General features: G+C 74.9%; 16 protein-coding genes. 3 read left to right on the top strand and 13 right to left on the bottom strand.

The window, feature by feature from the left end; genetic code table 11:
- Positions 1-47 precede the first annotated feature (47 nt).
- From IW256_RS04030 to IW256_RS04020, 3 genes are all read right to left on the bottom strand, one after another.
- Positions 48-230 (bottom strand): Trm112 family protein, encoded by a 183-nt coding sequence (locus IW256_RS04030; RefSeq protein WP_420535392.1) that lies wholly within the window; start codon positions 228-230, stop codon positions 48-50.
- The gene (locus IW256_RS04025; protein ID WP_197009652.1) at positions 227-1,576 is read right to left on the bottom strand and encodes a phosphomannomutase/phosphoglucomutase; all 1,350 of its coding nucleotides are present in this window, start codon (positions 1,574-1,576) and stop codon (positions 227-229) included. Before IW256_RS04025 ends, IW256_RS04030 begins: the two co-directional genes overlap by 4 nt.
- A 229-nt stretch (positions 1,577-1,805) precedes the next feature.
- The gene (locus IW256_RS04020) at positions 1,806-2,195 is read right to left on the bottom strand and encodes a DUF3499 domain-containing protein (RefSeq protein WP_197009651.1); all 390 of its coding nucleotides are present in this window, start codon (positions 2,193-2,195) and stop codon (positions 1,806-1,808) included.
- A 200-nt stretch (positions 2,196-2,395) separates the two neighbouring features.
- Here IW256_RS04020 and IW256_RS04015 point away from each other — a divergent pair, with 200 nt between their 5' ends.
- Positions 2,396-2,821: a metallopeptidase family protein gene (locus tag IW256_RS04015; protein WP_307828730.1), complete on the top strand. Its 426-nt coding sequence runs from the start codon at positions 2,396-2,398 to the stop codon at positions 2,819-2,821.
- Positions 2,822-2,833: 12 nt separating this feature from the next.
- Here IW256_RS04015 and IW256_RS04010 read toward each other — a convergent pair whose 3' ends face one another.
- The 4 genes from IW256_RS04010 to IW256_RS03995 form a co-directional block, all read right to left on the bottom strand.
- Positions 2,834-4,315 (bottom strand): DUF5719 family protein, encoded by a 1,482-nt coding sequence (locus IW256_RS04010; protein WP_197009650.1) that lies wholly within the window; start codon positions 4,313-4,315, stop codon positions 2,834-2,836.
- A complete protein-coding gene (locus IW256_RS04005) occupies positions 4,312-7,974 on the bottom strand; it encodes a glycosyltransferase family 2 protein (protein ID WP_197009649.1) in 3,663 nt (1,220 codons plus the stop codon). The genes IW256_RS04010 and IW256_RS04005 overlap by 4 nt, the downstream gene beginning before the upstream one ends.
- 140 nt (positions 7,975-8,114) lie before the next feature.
- A complete protein-coding gene (locus tag IW256_RS04000; RefSeq protein WP_067487041.1) occupies positions 8,115-8,378 on the bottom strand; it encodes a WhiB family transcriptional regulator in 264 nt (87 codons plus the stop codon).
- A 227-nt stretch (positions 8,379-8,605) separates the two neighbouring features.
- Positions 8,606-9,535, bottom strand: coding sequence for a hypothetical protein (locus IW256_RS03995; RefSeq protein WP_197009648.1), 930 nt, complete (start codon positions 9,533-9,535; stop codon positions 8,606-8,608).
- 243 nt (positions 9,536-9,778) lie between these two features.
- Here IW256_RS03995 and cofD point away from each other — a divergent pair, with 243 nt between their 5' ends.
- Entirely contained in the window at positions 9,779-10,738 is a 960-nt protein-coding gene (gene cofD / locus IW256_RS03990; RefSeq protein ID WP_197016086.1) for a 2-phospho-L-lactate transferase, read from the top strand.
- Entirely contained in the window at positions 10,735-12,027 is a 1,293-nt protein-coding gene (locus IW256_RS03985) for a coenzyme F420-0:L-glutamate ligase (RefSeq protein WP_197009647.1), read from the top strand. The genes cofD and IW256_RS03985 overlap by 4 nt, the downstream gene beginning before the upstream one ends.
- Positions 12,028-12,199: 172 nt before the next feature.
- On the opposite strand, the gene IW256_RS03980 is transcribed toward IW256_RS03985, so the two are convergent.
- The 6 genes from IW256_RS03980 to IW256_RS03955 form a co-directional block, all read right to left on the bottom strand.
- Positions 12,200-14,764: a bifunctional FO biosynthesis protein CofGH gene (locus IW256_RS03980; protein ID WP_420535442.1), complete on the bottom strand. Its 2,565-nt coding sequence runs from the start codon at positions 14,762-14,764 to the stop codon at positions 12,200-12,202.
- 121 nt (positions 14,765-14,885) lie between these two features.
- Entirely contained in the window at positions 14,886-15,851 is a 966-nt protein-coding gene (locus tag IW256_RS03975; RefSeq protein ID WP_197009645.1) for a LysR family transcriptional regulator, read from the bottom strand.
- 273 nt (positions 15,852-16,124) lie between these two features.
- Positions 16,125-17,108: a DNA-3-methyladenine glycosylase family protein gene (locus IW256_RS03970; protein ID WP_197009644.1), complete on the bottom strand. Its 984-nt coding sequence runs from the start codon at positions 17,106-17,108 to the stop codon at positions 16,125-16,127.
- 47 nt (positions 17,109-17,155) lie between these two features.
- A complete protein-coding gene (gene manB, locus IW256_RS03965) occupies positions 17,156-18,226 on the bottom strand; it encodes a mannose-1-phosphate guanylyltransferase (protein ID WP_231403644.1) in 1,071 nt (356 codons plus the stop codon).
- Positions 18,227-18,348: 122 nt separating this feature from the next.
- Complete coding sequence (locus IW256_RS03960) at positions 18,349-19,491, bottom strand: glycosyltransferase family 4 protein (RefSeq protein ID WP_231403643.1); 1,143 nt, start codon at positions 19,489-19,491, stop codon at positions 18,349-18,351.
- A gap of 206 nt (positions 19,492-19,697) precedes the next feature.
- Entirely contained in the window at positions 19,698-20,405 is a 708-nt protein-coding gene (locus IW256_RS03955; RefSeq protein ID WP_197009642.1) for a class I SAM-dependent methyltransferase, read from the bottom strand.
- Between the last annotated feature and the right edge of the window lie 44 nt (positions 20,406-20,449).

Below are 20,449 nucleotides of genomic sequence, written 5' to 3'. Positions count from 1 at the left end.
ACGGCCGGGCACGCGCCCCCTCGGGGTCACCGCGGCCTCCGGCCGCCTCATGGAGCGGGCGTCCTGGCCTCGTCCACCAGCAGCACCGGGATGCCGTCGCGCACCGGGTAGGCGTAGCCGCACGAACCAGTGCACACCAGCTCGGACTCGCCGCCCTCGGCGCGCAGTTCCCCGCCGCAGTTGGGGCAGGCGAGGATCTCCATCAGCCAGCTGTCGAGTTTCACGCTCACTTCTTCCTCACGATGGCCAGGACTTCGTCGCGGATCTCGGCCACGGTCGGCTCGTCGGCGGCCTCCGCGTTGAGGCGCAGCAGCGGCTCGGTGTTGGAGGGCCGCAGGTTGAACCACCAGTCGCCGGCGCCCACGGTCAGCCCGTCCAGCTCGTCGACGGTGACGCCGGGCCGGCCCTCGAACGCGGCGCGGACCCGCGCGGTCGCGGCGGCCTGGTCGGCCACCTCGCTGTTGATCTCGCCGGACGCGGCGTACCGGGTGTACTCCTCCAGCAGCCGCGACAGCGGCTCGGGCTGCTCGCCGAGGGCGGCCAGCACGTGCAGCGCGGCCAGCATCCCGGAGTCGGCGAACCAGAAGTCGCGGAAGTAGAAGTGCGCCGAGTGCTCGCCGCCGAAGACGGCGCCGCTCTCGGCCATCGTCTGCTTGATGAACGAGTGCCCGACGCGGGTCCGGATCGGGCTGCCGCCGTGCTCGGCCACGATCTCCGGCACGGCCTTGGAGGTGATCAGGTTGTGCACGATCGGGGAACCGGGGTGCTTGGCCAGCTCCCGCACCGCGACCAGGGCGGTCACCGCGGACGGCGACACGATCTCGCCCCGCTCGTCCACGACGAAGCAGCGATCGGCGTCGCCGTCGAAGGCCAGGCCGATGTCGGCGCCGGTCTCGCGCACCTTGGCCTGGAGGTCGCGCAGGTTCTCCGGCTCGATCGGGTTGGCCTCGTGGTTGGGGAACGTGCCGTCCAGCTCGAAGTAGAGCGGCACCAGGTCGATCGGCAGCCCCTCGAACACCGACGGGACGGTGTGACCGCCCATGCCGTTGCCCGCGTCGACGGCGACCTTGAGCGGGCGGATGCCCGACAGGTCGACCAGCGTCTTCAGGTGGTCGGCGTAGCCCTGGAGCAGGTCGCGCCGGGACACGGTGCCGCGCGGCCCGTCGTGGGCGGGCACCCCCTGGGCGACCAGGTCGCGGATCTCGGTCAGGCCGGTGTCGCGGCCGATCGGGCGGGCCCCGGACCGGCACAGCTTGAGGCCGTTGTACTTCGCCGGGTTGTGGCTGGCGGTGAACATCGCGCCGGGCAGGTCCAGCACGCCGCTGGCGTAGTAGAGCATGTCGGTGGAGCCGAGCCCGGCCTCGATCACGTCGGCGCCCTGGCCGGTGGCCCCGCGGGCGAACGCGGCCGCCAGCGGCTCGGACGAGGCGCGCATGTCGTGGGCGGTGACGACGGCGGCGGCCCCGGTCACCCGGACGAAGGCCGCGCCGATCGCCTCGGCGGTCTCGGCGTCGAGCTCATCCGGCACCACACCGCGGATGTCGTACGCCTTGAAGATCTTGGCGAGGTCGCCCACTCCTGCTCCCTATCGTCCCAGTCGCTCTGTCACGCCGGGGAACGGCCCCCGGCCCCACAGGTGCCGGACACGGCGCTCTCACCGTGGACGCCGTGCGAGTCCCCGAGCCTACCGGGAGGAGGAGAGGGCCGGGTCGCCACCGGGGCACGGCGGGCGCTCCGGAAAGAAACCGGCATCCGTGGCGGTACCCGCGGCGGGAGGGATCACTCCCCGCCACGCTCCCGCCGTCTCACTCCTGGACCGGCTTGCTCTTGGCCCCGGCGGGCTCGGAGCGCAGCACCCGCAGGTGGCCGCGCCGGCCGACCTCGGTCCCCTGCCCGACCGGCTCCTGCCCGGGGGCCCCGGGGGCGGGCCTGGCCGCCTCGCGGACCGCGTCGGCCAGGGCCTCCAGGTCGTCGGCGCTCGGCTCGCTCTCCTCCTCGACCGGAAGCCGGACGAGTTCCCATCCCATCGGGGCGGTGAGCCGCTCGGAGTGCTCCGCGCACAGGTCGTAGCAGTGCGGCTCGGCGTACGTGGCGAGGGGGCCCAGGACGGCTGTCGAGTCGCGGTAGACATACGTGAGCGTGAAGACTGCGGGCGCCTTGCAGGCGGTGCGGGAGCAGATGCGGACGGGGCTCACGATGGCCGACCGTACCTCCCTGCCGCCGACTCCGCCACCACCCGCGTGCACGTGTCGCCGTTACCGGCCGAATTCCCCTGGAACGATTACAATCCGTGCTCACACGGGAGCGTTCGGTCGTTCCCGTCGGAGGGACGGACCTCCGTTCCGGCGGGCGCCGCCCGGTGGGCTCCGGACCCCGGAGGGGTAATGTGGAGGGCGTGCGATCCCGTGTGGCAGGCGTACGGCGCCGCGACCGGCGCGGCCGTGGACTCCGTGGCCCTCTGACGCCCCCGCAGGCGCCGCTCTCCCGCACCCGCGCGGAGCGCTTCGACGACCTGGTCGCCGAGGAGGTGCGCCGCCTGGGACGGCGCTGGCGGCGCGAGCTGGCCCGGGTCGAGTTCGCGGTCGAGGACGTCCCCGAGATCGAGCCCTGGTTCGACGGCCCGGTGCCGCTCGGCCAGACCCGGCCCGGCACCGGCGGCGCGGTCCGCATAGTGATCTTCCGGCGCCCGGTGGAGGCCCGCGCGACGGGCGAGCGCGAGACGGGGCGGCTGATCCGCGACCTGCTGGTGGAGGAGATCGCCGACCTGCTGGGCCTGTCCCCCGAGTCGGTCGACCCGAGCTACGACACCCCCGACGACTGACCGCCCGCCCGTTCAGGGGACGAGCACGCCCTGGGACTCGCCTGCGGGCGGCAGGCGCAGGGTGGTGACGGCCGGGCCGATCGGCAGCGTGGTGAACAGCGCGCGGCCCCCCTTGCCCGTGGACAGCGTCCGGGCGGCGTGGACGGGACCGGAACCGGGCCGCGGGGCGACCAGGACGCCGTACCCCTTCTCACCACCGGCCGGAGCCGTGAGCCGCACCTCGACCGTACGGTCCGCGGGCACCGGCACGTCCTTGGGCGTGCCCGGGCCCTGGGGCCCGACGGGGGTGATCCGGACGGTGGCGGCGCCGCGCGGGGCGGTGAGCGTCAGCGAGGTGTCGAACCGGCCGTCGGCCACCACGCCGAACGATCCCCGGCCGAGCGCCGGGGTGGCGGTGCCGTAGGCGACGTCGGCCCCGCGCTCCGCGGCGAAGCCGGCCAGGATCGGGCGGTCGGCGGCGAGCCGCACCGCGGCGGGCTTGCCGGACAGGGCGCGGTCGAGGTCGACCGTGGTCACCGTCCCGGCGGGGGCGTCCAGGCTGTCCTGGCCCTCCGGGGCGAACGCGCCGTCCGCCGTGATCACCTGGAGCCTGATCGACGCGTCCTCCTGGCCCGGCACGGCGACCAGCAGCCGCCGCCGCCCCTCGCCGCCCGGGACGCCCGGCACCACCAGAGAGGCGGCGGGGGCGGGCGAGAGCGGCAGCCATTCGATGCCCTCGCCGTCGGCGATCCGCACCCGGAGGGACGCCGCGACCCGGCCGCCGGTGGCGCGCACCCGCAGCGCGAGGTCGGCGGCCGTCCGCACGATCTCGCCGAGCCCCTCGGCGGACTCCCCGATCGTCACGACCTTGGTGCCGTACGCGGGGACGGGCGTGCCGCGCCCATCGGTGGTGTCGAGCGGCCCCTCCCCGGAGAGCGCCGTGACGTCCACGGCGGCGGGCCGGGCGTCCACGTTGGTGAGGTGCAGCTGGATGCTCTCGGCGCCGACCGGCCCCGGCCCCAGGAACCACAGGTCGGTCCCCGGGCGCGCGCACCGCACCCCGGCCAGGCCGCGGTCGTCGCCCTCCGGCCAGTGGGTGGTCTGTTCCGCCTCCAGCCCGGCCGCGAGCGCGCCGGAGGCCCACACGGTGAACGAGTCCTCCGCGTCGTCGAGGTCTTCGGTCCACCTGCCGCCCTGGGTGGTGAGGGAGCCGGCCGCCGCGCCTCCAGGGGCCCGCAGCACGTCGACCCTGCCGCCCGAGGGGGGCCGCCCGCTCCTGGTGGCCCTCAGGAAGTCCTCAGAAGCCCCCTGAAGGCTCAGCCGCCCCCCTTCCCTTCCTGGGCACACCAGGACCGCGGAAGTGACGGGATCGTCCACACCGGCGCTCGCCGCGCCGGGCTGGCCGGCGGGGCGCGACATCGCCGCCGCCCCGTACAGGGCGAGCACCGCCACCAGCACCAGCGCGGCCGTCGCGTAACGCATCCCGAGCAGCCGAACGATCTTGTCCAGGTTCACGCGCGCTCCTCGGACACCGTGCCCGCGCCCCGTCCGGCGCGGTCGCCCACCGGCGTCGCGTGCTCGGCGGACCCGTGCTCGGGGGGCCCGTGCTCGGCGGGCCCGTGCTCGGCGAGTGCGTGGTCGGCGGGCGCAGCCTCTCCGGTCGTGTCCTTCGCGGGTGCGTCCCGCCTGGCCGCGGCGCCGTCCGGACGCTCACCGGCAGCGGCCTCGGCGGGCCCTTCCGAAGCGGGCACGGCCCGCTCGGAACCGGCCGGATCGGGAGCCGGCGAGCCGGGTGCCCCGGGCGCATCGGGCGCATCGGGCGGGCCCTCGCCGGCGGCGGGCTCGTGGCGGACGCGGGCGCGGAGGGCGCCGGCCCGGCGTCCGGCACCGGCCGCCGCCCGGCGGGCGAGACCGCCCTCGCCGGCGCGGGCGCGGCGTCCGCGCGCCCGGCCGCCGGCCCGCCCTGCCAGGGCGTCCAGCGCCTCGGGACGGGCCCCCGGCAGCGCGAGCACCACGACGGCCAGCAGCGCGGCGCCCTGGACGGCCACCCAGACGTGCCGGAGCCGCATTCCGCGCGCCAGCTCGAACCGGCCGCCGCCCGGCGGGATCTCGTACGCCTGCGCCCAGCCGTCCAGCGTCCGCGCCTTGACCTCGCGCCCGTCCAGCGACGCGCGCCAGCCGCCGTCGGCGGGCTCGGCGAGCAGCAGGGTACGGGCGGTCCGGCCCGGGGGGATGCGAACCGACGCGCCGACCGTCCCGGACGCCTCCAGCGGCGTCGCGGCCGGGCCGTCCAGCAGCATGAGCCGCCCTGCCGGGGCCGGGAGCCGCCACACGCCGAACGTCTTGGTACGGCTGAGCCGCGAGAGGTCGGGGGTGGCGTCCAGGACGCGAGTCAGCGGGTCGCTGGCCGGGCGCGGCACGAGCACGTACTGCACGCCCATCCGGGTCAGGGCCCGCGCGTCCCCGGCGCGCCCTCCGGCGAGCCCGGCGACCAGGCCGTCCATGCGGCGGCGCGCGTCCTCGCCGGGGGGCGTCTCGGACTCGCCCAGCATCGGCCGGGTGCCGCGCAGCACGGTGTAGCGGACCTGCCCTGCCTGCTCCCGGCTCATGACCAGCGTGCGCTCCCCGGCCCGGCCGTGCACGAACGCCGGCACCGCGTCGGGGTCGGTGCGCCCGAGCGGGCCCCCGGCGCCCCCGGCGATCCAGCCGAACGCGGCCAGCGGCGGCGCGGTCAGCGCGGCCAGGACGACCAGCGCCCCCGCGGCCCGGTAGGTCAGGTGCCGCCCGGCCAGGACGTCCACGGCCCGCTGCACGGCGGCGGTCGCGGCCAGCAGCACCCCGGCGCCGGCGAAGACCAGTGCCGGGCCGGGCCACACCGCGGCCCGGTCGGCGCCCTCGGTCACGGTGGCCATGCTCACCACGATCGCCACCAGCAACCCGAAGATCGCCAGCAGCCAGCCGGTCAGCACGAGGGTGCGGCGGCTGCGCAGCGGCAGCGCGCAGACCGCGACCAGCAGCAGCCCGTAGAAGGTCCAGCGGGCCGGGGTGCCGGGCCCGCCGGGGTCGAGCGCCAGCAGGTCCTGCGCCTGCGCGGCGGGGGTGGCGGGCACGTGCAGGCCCGCCTCCAGCAGGAACCGCGAGGGGTGCCGCAGCAGGCCCAGCGTCCAGGGCAGGAGCAGCAGCGGCGGGACGGCCAGCGCGATGACGAGGTTGCGCCGGCCGCGGCCGGCCGCCAGCCGGCCGCCCGGCCCGCCGAACAGCGCCCACAGGAGGGCCCCGGCGAGGGCGGCCAGCAGCCAGGTCAGCGGGACGAACGCCATCGCGACCGTGAGCAGCAGCGCGACCGTCCAGGCCGCGCGCCCGGCGCGCCGCGGGTCCGGCGGCCCGGACCGGCGGGCGTCCCGCTTCGCGGCCCGGCGCGGCAGGCCGAACATCCGGGCCACCTGGACGGCCATCGGCGGCAGCAGGACGATCACCACCGCGGTGCCCAGCCGGCCGCCGGCGATCGCCCCGGTCGCCGCCGGGAGCAGCGCGTAGACGGCGGCGAACCACACCCGCACCGCCCACACGGGGATCCGGGGGCCGTGCGCCCGGGCTCGGCGGCCGGTCCGCGGCGACGGCACCACCAGCACCCGGGCGGCGAGGTAGGCGGTCAGCCCGGCCAGCGGGACGCTGCCCAGCAGCAGGATCGACACCGCCAGCCACGGCTTGCCCAGCAGCGGGGTGGACAGCAGCGCGAGCATCCCGACGTACGGCGGGCTCCCGGCGCCGGAGCCGAGGCCGACCGGGTGCCAGCCGGAGAGGTACTGCGCCCACAGGTCGCTCGCCCCGCCCCAGGCGGGCACCAGCGCGCCGCCGCCGAGCCGTCCGGCCGCGGTGATCAGGGAGCGTTCGGCGGCGACGGCGACCGCGGTCAGGACGAGCAGCAGCAGGACGCCGGGGCGGGCCAGCAGCCGCCGGGTGAGGCCGGGGCCCTCGGGGCGGGCCGGTTCGTCCTCGGCGTCGTGCCGGCGTCCGCCGCGCGCCGTCGTCCGCCCGGCCAGCGTCTCGACGAGCCTGCGCAGCGCGACCCGGCGCGGCTGGAAGCGCCGCATGCTGCGGTGGACGCGCCTGCGCCCGTCCGCCCGCGCCGCGCGGGCCCGGCGCATCCGGCCCGGACGGCGCAGCACGTCGCCGAGCGCGGCCAGCTCGTCGCGGGCGGCGTCCGGGCGCTTGACCGCGAGGAGGAACAGCGCGCGGGTGAGGGTGGTCCAGACGTTGCGCGCCAGGCTCCGCAGCATCGCGGCGAACGGCAGGTTGGCCAGGAGCGTGTAGAGGCCGTTGCGGCGGTCGAGGCGGCGCCGGGACTCGGCCGTCATGCCGATCTCGCGCCGCCCGCGCCAGGAGGCCTCGGCGTGGTGGACCACGGCGTCGGTGACCGCGAGCACCCGGTGCCCGGCGGCCCGGACCCGCCAGCAGAGGTCGGCGTCCTCGCGGAAGAGCCCGAACTCGACGTCGAACCCGCCCAGCCGGTCCCAGACGTCCCGGCGCACCAGCATCCCGGCGCTGCTCACCGCCATCACGTCGCGCAGGCCGTCATGCTGGCCCTGGTCGAACTCGCGGCGGTCCAGGCCGGTCTCGCGGCGGGCCGCGCCGTCGAGCGCCACGCCGACCTCGCACAGCACCCGCCGGTCGTCCCAGTCGCGCAGCTTGGGGCCGAGCACGGCGGCGTCGGGATCGGCGTCGGCCACCCGCAGCAGCTGCGCGAGGGCGTCGTGGGCGGGCGCGGAGTCGTCGTGCAGCAGCCAGATCCACTCGACCCGGGCGCCGCCGGGGCCCTCCCCCGGCCCGGCGGCGGGCAGGGCACCGAACGCGGCACCTGCCGCGGCACCTGACGAGGCACCGGGGGACGGGTCGGGGACGGGGACCGGCAGGGACGCCGCCGGGTGCCGCAGCGCCTCGGCCACGGCCTCGCCGTAGCCGGTGGTGCGGGGAAGGGTGAGGACGTTGCCGGCGCCGACCACCTCGGCGAGCACGGCGGAGCCCCGGTCGCGGCTCCCGGTGTCCACGGTGACGAGTCGTTGCACCGGCCGCGTCTGTGTCAGCAGCGCCTTCAGCGTCTCGGGGAGCCATCGCGCGCCGTCATGGGCGACGAGGACCGCCGTGACGACGTGGCGATCGAGTGTGGGCGACAAGGGTCCGCTCGATCTGTGGGGGTCGGTCGTACAGCAGCCGTGCCGGCCTCACTCGGCCGGCACGGCTGCCAACTGTACGCGTGACCACGCGAACGCGCTCCGGATCCCCCCAGATCCGGGCCGCCGCCCGCGCGGCCGGTTCAGACGGCCTGGCGCTTCAGCTTGCGGCGCTCCCGTTCGGAGAGACCGCCCCAGATGCCGAACCGTTCATCGTGCTGCAGCGCGTACTCCAAGCACTCCGCCCGTACCTCGCATGCCCGGCACACCTTCTTGGCCTCGCGAGTGGAGCCGCCCTTCTCCGGAAAGAATGCCTCCGGGTCCGTCTGCGCGCACAGTGCGCGCTCCTGCCAGCCCAACTCTTCACCGTCTGTGCCGTGCGCCAGCGGGATGACGACCTCGCTCACAGCGCACCTCCTAGCCCGTGGAGCCCCCTGGTCAATGCCTTCCCTCAGCTCCATCCCCCGAGAAGGCATAGAACTACACTCACGAAATTACACGCGTGTGGCGCCCACTCCGTCAAGCGGAACGGGTTTCCGAGGGGACAAAGAAGGTTATTCGCGGTTTGGCGGCGAGCTGCTTTGACCGGAGATCAGTTAATCGCCGGGAACATCCGCGTCGACTTCCGCCGTCCTCACTGAGGCGGGCGGTTGTCGCGGTACCAGTCGCCGCCCTCCTCGGGCCGCCGCTCTTCCTGCTGCGCACCGCCGGGCTGGGCGCCGGGGGCGTTCTGGCCGCCGTAGGCGCGGGTCCACTCCCCGACCTCTTCCTCGGACTGGGGCTGCTGGTAGCCGCCCTGCCCGTACTGGTGCTGGGCGGGCTGCTGGCCGTGCTGTCCCTGCTGGTAGTCCTGCGGCTGCTGGGCCGGCTGCTGCGGCTGGCCGAACTGCTGCTGGGGCTGCTGGGGCTGCCCGAACTGCTGCTGCGCCTCGCCGGCCTGCGGGTACGGCTGCTGCCCGAACTGCTGCTGGGGCTGCCCGAACTGCTGGCCCTGCGGCTGCCCCTGCTGGGGCTGCCCGAACTGCTGCTGCGGCTGGCCGAACTGCTGCTGACCCTGCTGGTACCCGAAGTCGGGGTAGCCGCCCTGCGGCATCTGCGGCTGCTGCGGGCGGGCCGGCTGCATGGCCTGGAACACCGCGAAGACGAACCACCCGCCGATGCCGATCACGGCGAGCCGGGCGGAGCCGTACAGGAAGACGGCCAGCTTCTCGCCACCGCTCGCGATCTGCGACTCCACCAGCAGGGAGCTGAACCAGCACACGACGCCGAACAGCCCGATCCCGCCGATGACGCCCAGCGCGCCCATGATGATGTTCCGGGCCTGCCTGGTCGGCGCCGGGCCGAGGGCGACCAGGGCCACCGCCAGCGCCAGCATGGCGATCACGGCGGACTGGGTGAAGAAGCCCTGGGTGATCTCGCCGTAGGCACGGTACTTGAACCCGTCGCCCGAACCCCCGCCACCGGCGAAGAGGACGATGATGCCGGCGAACAATTGCACCCCGGCCGCGGCGAGCAATACCCAGGCGGCCGGTTCGCGCAGGCGCTGGACGGCTTCCTTGTTCACGGCGACATCTCTCCAGAAGCAGGCAATGGGATTCCCGCGCAAAGCTTTGCACATCCCGGGCCCTGCCGTCTCTTCCCCCTGCCCTGTCGCCCGCTCACGGCAAAGCCCGCCGCCGTCCGGGCCCCTCCCCTACCCTGATCTTCCGCCTCCATGCGCGCCCCGGCGGCCGGAGTCACGGCACCAGCCGTGTGCTGCACGTTCTACGCTGATCGTCATGAGCATGTGGATCGTGGCGTCATGAGCATGAGGATCGTGGCGCTGGCGGGCGGCATCGGCGGGGCCCGCTTCCTGCGCGGCCTCCGGCGGGCCGCGCCCGAGGCCGAGATCACCGTCGTCGGCAACACCGGGGACGACATCTCCCTGTTCGGCCTGCGCGTCTGCCCGGACCTGGACACGGTGATGTACACCCTCGGCGGCGGGATCAACGAGGAGCAGGGCTGGGGCCGCGCCACCGAGACGTTCACCGTGAAGGAGGAGCTTCTCGCCTACGGCGTCGGGCCGAGCTGGTTCGGGCTGGGCGACCGCGACTTCGCCACCCACATCGTGCGCACCCAGATGCTGGCGGCGGGCTACCCGCTGTCGGCCGTCACCGAGGCGCTGTGCGACCGCTGGCGGCCGGGGGTGCGGCTGATCCCGATGACCGACGACCAGGTCGAGACGCACGTGGTGATCGACGATCCGGAACGCGGCCGGCGCGCGGTCCACTTCCAGGAGTGGTGGGTGCGGCTGCGCGCCTCGGTCCCGGCCGTGTCGATCGCGGCGGTCGGCGCGGACGACGCCAAGCCCGCGCCGGGGGTGCTGGAGGCGATCGAGGCGGCGGACGCGGTGCTGCTCCCGCCGTCCAACCCGGTGGTGAGCGTCGGCACGATCCTGTCGGTGCCCGGCATCCGGGAGGCGGTGGCGGCCAGGACGGTCGTGGGCGTCTCCCCGATCATCGGGGGCGCGCCCGTGCGGGGCATGGCCGACGCCTGCCTCACCGCGATCGGGGTGGAGACGAGCGCGCGGGCGGTGGCCGAGCACTACGGGGCCGGGCTGCTGGACGGCTGGCTGGTGGACGAGGCCGACGCGGACGTCGCGGCCGAAGGCGTCGAGGGCATCGAGGTACGGGCCCGGCCGCTGCTGATGAGCGACGCCGAGGCCACCGCCGCGATCGCCGGCGCCGCCCTCGGCCTGGCCGAAGAGCTGGCGGGAGGACGTTCGTGAGCGCGCGACTGGAGATCTTCGGGATCCCCGGCCTGCCCGAGGTGGGCGAGGGCGCCGACATCGCGGCGCTGCTGCCCGCCGGGGAGCTGGCCGACGGCGACGTCCTGGTGGTCACCTCCAAGATCGTCAGTAAGGCGGAGGGCCGGGTCCTGGTCGCCTCCGACCGGGAGAAGGCGATCGACGCCGAGACGGTACGGGTGGTGGCTCGCCGGGCGCACGCCCGCGGCGAGACCCGGATCGTGGAGACCCGGCAGGGGCTGGTCCTGGCCGCCGCCGGGGTGGACGCCTCCAACACCGAGCCCGGCACCGTCCTGCTGCTGCCCGAGGACCCCGACGCCTCGGCCCGCCGGATCCGCGCCGGGCTGCGCGAGCACACCGGGCTGAACGTCGCGGTGATCGTGTCCGACACCCTGGGCCGGCCCTGGCGGGCCGGGCTGACCGACGCCGCGATCGGCGCCGCCGGGCTGGCGCCGCTGGAGGACCTGCGGGGCCGCGACGACGCCTACGGCAACCGGCTGGAGGCCACCGTCACCGCGGTCGCCGACGAGCTGGCCTCGGCCGCCGACCTGGTCAAGGGCAAGCTCGACGGGGTCCCCGTCGCGGTGGTGCGCGGGCTGGGCGCGCTGGTCACCGAGGACGACGGGCCGGGCGCGCGAGCCCTGGTCCGGCCGCCCGAGGAGGACATGTTCCGGTACGGCTCGGCCGAGGTGCTGCACGCCCGCCGCACGATCCGGGAGTTCACCGCCGAGCCGGTGGACCCGGCGGCGGTCCGGCGGGCGGTCGCCGCGGCGATCACCGCGCCCGCGCCGCACCACACCACCCCCTGGCGGTTCGTCCTGCTGGAGTCCGCCCCGTCCCGGACGCGGCTGCTGGACGCGATGCGCGACGCCTGGGAGGCCGACCTCCGCCGCGACGGCTTCTCCGAGGAGAGCATCACCAAGCGGCTGCGGCGCGGCGAGGTGCTGCGCCGGGCCCCGTACCTGGTGGTTCCGTGCCTGGTCATGGACGGCTCGCACGACTACCCCGACCCGCGGCGGGCCGGCGCCGAACGCGAGATGTTCGTGGTGGCGATGGGCGCGGGCGTGGAGAACCTGCTGGTCGCGCTGGCGGTGGAGGGGCTGGGCTCCTGCTGGGTGTCCAGCACGATGTTCTGCCGCGACGTCGTCCGCGACGTCCTGGACCTGCCGGACGAGTGGGATCCGATGGGCGCGGTCGGCGTCGGCCACGCTGCCGCGCCGCCGCGCGACCGCCCGCCGCGCGCGCCGGACGCCTTCATCGAGGTCCGCTGACGTTCCCCGGACGGAAATGACGCATTTTCTCTCCGGCCATTGCCGTGGCGAGAGAGAAAATTTGCGAATGCCGGAGAAATGAAGGCCGGACGGTGAACGGGGACGGTCCGCATGGACCGTCCCCGGTTCGTCCCTCCCGGTGCTCGCGCGCGTTTCCGCGCGCTTCCCGGCGCTAGCCGGACACCAGCGGCAGCCGCTTCCCGAAGTGGCCGATGCCGTCGGTACGGCGGGCGGCCTCGATGCGCTCCGCGGGCACCCGGCCGTAGGTGGTCGTCCGCTGGCGGGCCGGGCGGCCGGCCGACGCGGCGATCTCCTCCAGCGCCGAGATGGCCTTGAACGAGCCGTTCTCCGACCCGGCCATCCGGCTGATGGTCTCCTCCATCAGCGTCCCGCCGAGATCGTTGACGCCGCCGCGCAGCACCCGGGTGCACAGCTCGTCGCCCAGCTTCACCCAGGAGGTCTGGATGTTGGCGATGGCGCCGTGCAGCAGGATCCGGGCCAGGGCGTGCACGGCCAGGTTCTCCCGGACGGTGGGCCCGGGACGGGCCAGCCCGGCCAGGTAGATCGGCGAGTTGTGGTGCACGAACGGCAGCAGCACGAACTCGGTGAACCCGCCGGTGCGCTCCTGGATCGACCGCAGCAGCTTGATGTGGGCCACCCAGTGCTCCGGGGTGTCCACGTGCCCGTACATCATCGTCGAGGTGGTCGGGATGCCCAGCTCGTGCGCGGTGGTGACCACCTCGACCCACTGGTCGGCGGGCAGCTTGCCCTTGGTCAGCACCCACCGCACGTCGTCGTCCAGGATCTCGGCGGCGGTGCCGGGCAGCGAGTCGACCCCCGCCTCCCGGGCGGCCTGGAGCCATTCCCGGATGGACAGGTCGGTGCGGCTGACGCCGTTGATGACCTCCATCGGGCTGTAGGAGTGCAGGTGGATGTCCGGGGCGCGCCGCTTCACCTCGCGCGCGAGGTCGAAGTAGGCGGTGCCGGGCAGGTCGGGGTGGATGCCGCCCTGCATGCAGATCTCGGTGGCGCCCGCCTCCCACGCCTCGTCCACCCGGTCGCCGACCTGGGAGAGCGAGAGCGTGTAGGCGTCGGCGTCGGTGCGGCGCTGGGCGAACGCGCAGAACCGGCAGCCGGTGTAACAGACGTTGGTGAAGTTGATGTTGCGGGTGACGACGTAGGTGACCTCGTCCCCGACCGCGTCCCGGCGCAGGTCGTCGGCGAGCGCGGTCAGCGCGTCCAGCTCCGGGCCGTCGGCGTGCAGCAGCGCCAGGGCCTGGTCGTCGGTCAGCCCGCCCGGGTCCCTCTCCGCGTGGGCGAGGGCCGCCTTGACGTCGGCGTCGAACCGCCGGGGGGCGCCGATCCGGTCGCGCAGCGAGTCCCAGTCGCCGTACACCGAGTCGAAGTCCTCGCGGCGGTCGCCGGTCCGCCCGGTGGTGTCGATCTCGACGTGCAGGTCGGTGCGCCCGGTGCCGCCGAACGCGGCGAACCCGCCGTCGGGCTCCTGCCAGGGGCGCCCCTCCGGCACGGCGTCCTCGCGGGCGAGCCCCGTCGCCGGGTCGGCCAGGGCGGCGACGTGCGCGGCCAGCCGGGGGTCGAGCCAGGGCTCGCCGCGCGTCACGTACTCGGGGTAGATGGTGAGCCGTTCCCGCAGCGTGAACCCCAGCGCGGCGGTCTTGGCGGCCAGCTCGTCGATCTGCGGCCACGGCCGTTCCGGGTTCACGTGGTCGGGGGTGAGCGGCGAGACCCCGCCCCAGTCGTCGATCCCGGCCCGCAGCATCAGCGCGTACTGGTCGTCCACCAGGTTCGGCGGGGCCTGGACGCGCGCCTTCGGGCCCAGCACCAGCCGGGTCACGGCGATCGTGGCGGCCAGTTCCTCCAGCGCGGCGTCCGGGGTGTCGCGCATCTTGGTGTCGGGCTTGGCGCGGAAGTTCTGGACGATGACCTCCTGCACCGCCCCGTACTCCCGCAGGGTGCGGCGGATGGCGAAGATCGCCTCCGCCCGTTCCCGGACCGTCTCGCCGATGCCGATGAGGATGCCGGTGGTGAACGGGACGTTGGTGCGGCCCGCGTCCTCCAGCACCCGCAGCCGGACCGCCGGGTCCTTGTCCGGGGAGCCGAAGTGCGGCCCGCCCTTCTCGCTGAACAGCCGGGTCGCCGTCGTCTCCAGCATCATCCCCATCGAGGGGGCCACCGGCTTGAGCCGCTGGAAGTCGCGCCAGCCCAGCACGCCGGGGTTGAGGTGCGGCAGCAGCCCGGTCTCCTCCAGCACCCGGACGGCCATCGCGCGCACGTAGGAGAGGGTGTCGTCATAGCCGTGCGCGTCCAGCCACTCCCGGGCGGCCTTCCAGCGGTCCTCGGGCCGGTCGCCGAGGGTGAACAGCGCCTCCTTGCAGCCCATCGCGGCGCCCTGCCGGGCGATCTCCAGGACCTCGTCCGGGCTGAGGAAGGGGGACTCCAGACGGTGCGGCACGGTGGCGAACGTGCAATATCCGCAGCGGTCTCGGCACAACCGGGTGAGGGGGATGAAGACCTTGCGGCTGTAGGTGATGACGCCGGGGCGGCCCACGGCCTCCAGCCCCGCGTCCCGCGTGCGCGCCGCGTGGGTGAGAAGATCGTCGAGCTGCGCGCCGCGGGCGTGCAGCAGGGTGGTGGCCTCGTCCAGGTCCAGTGTCTTGCCATCGCGTGCCCGGGCGAGCGCCCGCCGGAGGGCGCTCTCGGTCACGCTGCTGTTCATGGCGTCCATGGGACCGAACTCTATGCCAAGCGTCATAGAAATCGGACCCGCGGGGGGCGCCGATCCGCGCGCGGGAACCCGCGCGCCACCGCCGCCATGTGAAGCCCCGCCGCCGGAGGATCTATTCCCCGGCGCCGGCGCCCGCGTCGATTCCCCGGACGATCCGCGGCCGGCGGGCCACCAGCTCGTCGGCGGAGACGCGCAGCGCCTCCAGCACCGCGTGGACCGACGGGCGCACCTCCGCGCCCGCCCGCGTCCACATGACCACCCCGCGGCTGATCCCGGCCTCGGCGATGTCGCGCACCGCGATCCCCGGCTCGCCGTCGGCCGCCGCCAGCTCGGGGACCAGGAAGGCCGCCCCGCCCTTGGCGACCATCGCCAAGAGCACCGAGAAGTCGTTGGACCGGTACCGGACCCGCGGCCGGTACCGGCCCAGCTCCACGCAGGTCCGCTCCAGCAGGTCGGCCAGGTTGGTGCCGACGTGGCTGCTCGCCCAGACCCGGTCGGCCATGGTCGCGATCCGCACCGGGCCCCCGCCGGCGGCCAGCGGGTCGTCCTCGGGCAGCGCGAGCCGCACCGGCTCGCTCACCAGCACCTCGGCGGCCAGCTCGGGACGGCGCGGGCGCGGCAGGTGCGAGTACTCGTCGGTCAGCACCACGTCGATCTCCTGCAGCACCAGCGCCTGCAGGACCCGGCTGAACTCCTCCTCGTGAACGTCCACGACCAGCTCGGGATGGTCGGCGGCCAGCCGGGGCAGCGCCGGGGCGATCAGGTGCAGCAGCGCCGTCTGGAACCCCACCACCCGGACCACGCCGGCCACCCGCCCGCTGGCCGCCAGCGCCTCCTCCTCGGCCCGCTGCGCCTGCGCGAGCAGGGTCTCGGCGTGCCGGGTGAGGACCTCGCCCGCCTCGGTCAGCCGCAGCCGCCGCCCGACCCGCTCGACGACCGGCACCCCCACCTCCCGCTGGAGCTGCGCGAGCTGCTGGGAGACGGCGGACGGGCTGTAGCCCAGGGCGTCGGCGACCGCGCCCACCGTCCCGCGCAGCTTGAGCTCCCGCAGCATCCGCAGGCGACCGAGATCCAACATTGTGAAGGGATTCTTACATGAATCCTGCAGAAAGAGTCGCTGGACCTGAATGATGCCACGACCGACAATGGAGTCACCGCGGAAGAACGGAGCCCCCGGCCAGGGCTCATCCCTCCTCCCACCCCGGAACTCTCCCGAAGGACACACTCATGTTCGTCATGCTCGCCCTCATCACCCTGGCCGTCCTCGTCCCGCTCCTCGGCGCCGACTCCCGCGACGGCCTCGACTGGGCGCCCGGCCATTTCTGGCGCCGCCGCCTCTCCTCCGCCCGGATCAGAAAGCCCGGTAGTCCCGCACGGGCAGGCGAGGGCCGCGGCGCGGCGGACCACCGCCGGTCAGTGCCAGCAGCCGGGTGACCCGGTGCCGGTGCCCCGCGTACGGCGCCAGGAGCTCCAGCATCCCCGCGTCGTCGACCTTCCGCCCGGTCAGGGCCCAGCCCACGATCCCCGGCAGGTGGTAGTCGCCGACGGAGACGGCGTCGGCGTCACCGGCGGCCCGCTGCCGGACCTCCGCGGCGGTCCACACCCCGATGCCCGGCAGCGACCGCAGCCGGGCATCGGCCATTCCGGCCTCCTGCTCCTGGGGGGACGACCCCCCAGACCCCCCGGCAAAGACGTCTTTCACCTCCTGGGGGGACGACCCCCCAGAACCCCCGGCAAAGACGTCTTCTAGCCTCCCCGCCACGCGCGCCGCCCCGATGATCGTCCGGGCCCGGACCGCCTCCGCGCCCGAACGATGCCACTCCCACGACGGGATCCGGATCCAGACCTCGGGCGGCGGGGGCACCCGCAGCACCGGGGCGCCGGGGGCGGGGCGCCCGAAACGGCGCAGCAGGTACGCCCACGCCCGCCACGCCTCCGCGCCGAGCACCTTCTGCTCCAGCACCGCCGGGACCAGCGCCTCGAAGACGCGGCCGGTCCGGCCGATCCGCAGCCCCGGATGCCGCCGCGCGGCCTCCCGCACCACCGGGTGCAGGGGCTCGAACTCCTCGGGGACGTCCCCCGCTCCCAGCAGGTCGGGAACGCCTTCCAGCAGCCAGTCCGCGCCCGGACCGTACGCCCCGGCCTCGACGGCGTCCCCGCGCCACCGCAGCCGGAGCGTGCCCGGGCCGTCCGGGGTGAACGAGGCGCGCCAGACCGTTCCGTCGCGGTCGGTGCGGAAGGCCGGGTCGCCCGAGCCCCGCCGGTGCGGCCACAGCGTCAGGCCCAGGTCAAGGGCGAACGGCGGCCGCCACACGCGCACGCGCGCCTCGTCCACGGTCCCCGCCCCCGACGGCTCGATCCGGAATGGTCTCGCGGGCCGGCTCAGACGTCGGCGGAGAAGCGCACCGCCGTGGCGGGAAGGTCGATGCCCGGCCAGACGCGCGCACCGCCGATGAGCTCGTTGCCCGCTCCCACGGTAGCCCCGTCGCCGATGACCGCGTCCTCCAGGACCGCGCCCGTGCAGACCCGGGCACCCCGGCCGATCACCGAGCGCACCACGTGCGCCCCCGGCTCCACGACCGCCTCGTCGAACAGGACGCTCGACTCCACCTGCGCCGCCGCGCCGACCCGGGCCCGCGCCCCCACCGTGGTCCCGCCGCCCACCTGGGCGCTGGGCTCGACGGAGGCGCCGGCGAGCAGCAGCACGCCGTGCTCGTGGGTGGTCACCACCGACGACGGCATCGCGCCGAGCGCCAGGTCGCGCGCGCCGCGGACGAACGCCGCGGGCGTCCCCACGTCCAGCCAGTACGCCGCCTCGACATGGCCGATGATCGGCTCGCCCGCGGCCAGCAGCCCGGGAAAGGTCTCGTACTCGGCCGACACCGGGCGGCCGGTGGGGATCTCGTCGATGACCGACCGGCGGAACACGTAGCAGCCCGCGTTGACCTGGTTGGTCGGCGGGTTCGCGGACTTCTCGACGAACGCCAGGACCCGGCCGTCGGGCGCCGTGGGCACCGAGCCGTACCGCCGCGCGTCGTCCACCAGCGTCAGGTGCAGGGTGACCGCCGCGGCCGCCTTCTCGTGCGCGGTGATCTGCGCGGCGATGTCGTGGCCGGACAGGATGTCGCCGTTGAGGATCAGGACCGGGGCGTCGCCCTCGCAGGTCAGGGCGCTGGAGGCGTTGCGGATCGCGCCGGCGGTGCCGAGCGGCTCGTCCTCGGTCACATAGATGATCTCCAGGCCGAGCCGGTGGCCGTCGCCGAACGCCTCGGCGAACATCGACGCCCGGTAGGAGGTCGCGAACACGATCCGGCGCACTCCGGCGTCACGGGCGCGGATGAGCTGGTGCTCCAGCAGCGGCACGCCCGCCATCGGAAGCAGCGGCTTCGGGGTGGACAGGGTCAGCGGTCGCAGGCGGGTGCCCTTCCCCCCGACCAGCAGGATGGCTTCCAAAAGGCTCCTTCCTCGGTGGCCGGGCCACGTTCCCGGCTCCTCGGCCGGGCGCGACGGCCCGGCCATACGCCCTGAAAACGTTCGGCCGAGCCTACTTGTCCCCTGGAACCGGAGGGGAGGACTCAGCCGCGCGGGGTCGGCTGGGCGGCGGCGCGCTCGTAGCAGGCCAGGTGCGCCTCGGCGGAGGCGGTCCAGCTGAACTCCTGGGAACGGGCGTGGGCGGCGTCGGCCAGGGCCTCCCGGCGGTCCGGACGGTCGAGCAGGTCGCCGAGCGCGGCGGCGATGGAGGCGGCGTCCGGCTCGGTGTAGGCGACCGCGTCCCCGCCGACCTCCGGCAAGGGGCCGCGCCGGGTGGTCAGTACGGGGGCGCCGCAGGACATGGCCTCCAGGACCGGCAGCCCGAAGCCCTCGCCCGTGCTGGGCAGGGCGACGGTCAGGGCGCCGCCGAAGAAGCCGGGCAGCGAGGACCAGCGCAGGTAGCCGGGGCGGACCACCCGCAGTTCCGGTGGCACGTCCGCGAGCGCGCCGTCGACCTCGTCGTCCCAGCCTCCGCTGCCGGCCAGCACCAGCGCGGGCGGCTCGGCGCGCCCGGAGCAGGCGCGGGCCCAGCCGCGGATCAGGTTGGGGACGTTCTTGCGCGGCTCCAGGGCGCCGAGGTAGGCGATGTAGGCTTGGCCGTGCAGCCCCAGCCGGTCGGAGACGTGCTTGGTCTCCTCCTCGGACGGGCGGTGGAAGACCTCGTGGTCGACGCCGTGGTAGGCCACGTCGATGTGGCCGGGGTCGGCGTCCAGGAGCCGCACCAGGTCGTCGCGGGTCGCCTTGGAGGGGGCGATCAGGCGGGTGGCGCGGCGCGCCGCCGTGCGGGTCGCCGACTTGATGTAGGTGGCGCGGATGGGGTCGTGGCTCTCCGGCTCCCCGAACAGCGCCATGTCGTGGATGGTCACGACCGTGGGCCGGCCCGCCTGGACCGGGATGGTGTAGGTCGGCAGGTGGATCACGTCGGCGCCGACCTGGCGGGCCACGTACGGCAGCCCGGACTGCTCCCACGACAGCCGTGACGCGCGGTGCGCCAGGGTGGCCGGGCCCTTCACGATCCGGGCGCGGGGCGCGAGCGTCCCGTAGCGCGCCTCGTCCGCGCGCTGGCAGGCCACCGCGAGGTCGGCGCCGAGCTCGTGCAGGGCGCGCAGCAGACCGTCGACGTACCGCCCCAGCGCCCCGCGGTCGGCGGGCACCGCGGTGGCGTCCAGCAGAATACGAGGCGCCAAAAGGGTTCACCCCTGTCCCGACTCGGCCAGAGTGAGGGGGATCACTCTCCCCCGTTCCTCTCCGAGAGTACGCCGATCACGGGCATACGGAAGCAACGCCACGGACTTCACCGGGATGGATGTGCCGGACCGGTGCGGGCCCGCCGCTCCGATCCGTTCCCAACCGGGGCGCGGCGGGGCCGGATCGGGCCCGTGGCGGGCGCCCGTCAGGAGCGCTTGCGGGCCTGGATCAGCACGATGCTGCCGCGCTCGTTCGGCGCCTTGCGGTCGGCCATCGCGACCAGCGGCGTGAGCGGGGCCGCGGCGTTGAAGCCGACCTTGCCGCCGTAGGCGGACAGCGACAGGTACAGGCGCTCGGCGGCGGCGGTGCGGAACTGGTAGGAGTGCCGGACCAGTTCCAGGCCCCGCTCGTCCATCAGGGCGCTGAGGCTGCCGTGGGTGTAGGTGTGCTGGACGTGGTACTTGGCCTTGTGCGCGTCGCGCAGCTTGGGCCAGGCGTCGGCGCGGCTCAGCACGTCGGCGGACATGAAGATCTCTCCACCGGGCTTGAGCACCCTCGCCATCTCGTCCAGCGACCTGCCGCCGTCCTCGAAGTGCTCGATCGCGCAGACCGAAAGGATCGCGTCGAACGAGCCGTCGCGGAACGGCAGCCGCAGCGCGTCGCACTCGACCAGCGCCGGGGCGTGCGCGAGCGTCCGCCCGTACACCATCTTCTTGCGGGCCAGGTCGATCGAGACGGCCTCGGCGCCGCGCCTGCCGGCCTGCCCGGCCCAGTAGCCGTCGCCGCCCGCGACGTCGAGGACCCGCTTGCCGCGCAGGTCAGCGCCCATCCAGTCGAGCAGCGTCCCCGCCTCGCGGTACCGGCAGACGTGAACCTGGTGACCCACGAAAGCGACCACATCCGAAATCTTCATCGCCGACCACTGTAAGGGCGCCACCACCGTGAGGTGCGCGAAGT

Origin of the sequence: Actinomadura viridis (genome assembly GCF_015751755.1) — a bacterium.
In the GTDB taxonomy this organism is placed as follows: domain Bacteria; phylum Actinomycetota; class Actinomycetes; order Streptosporangiales; family Streptosporangiaceae; genus Spirillospora; species Spirillospora viridis.
The sequence above is the reverse complement of the archived record's forward strand: the minus strand, read 5'-3'. Positions and strand labels throughout refer to the sequence as shown.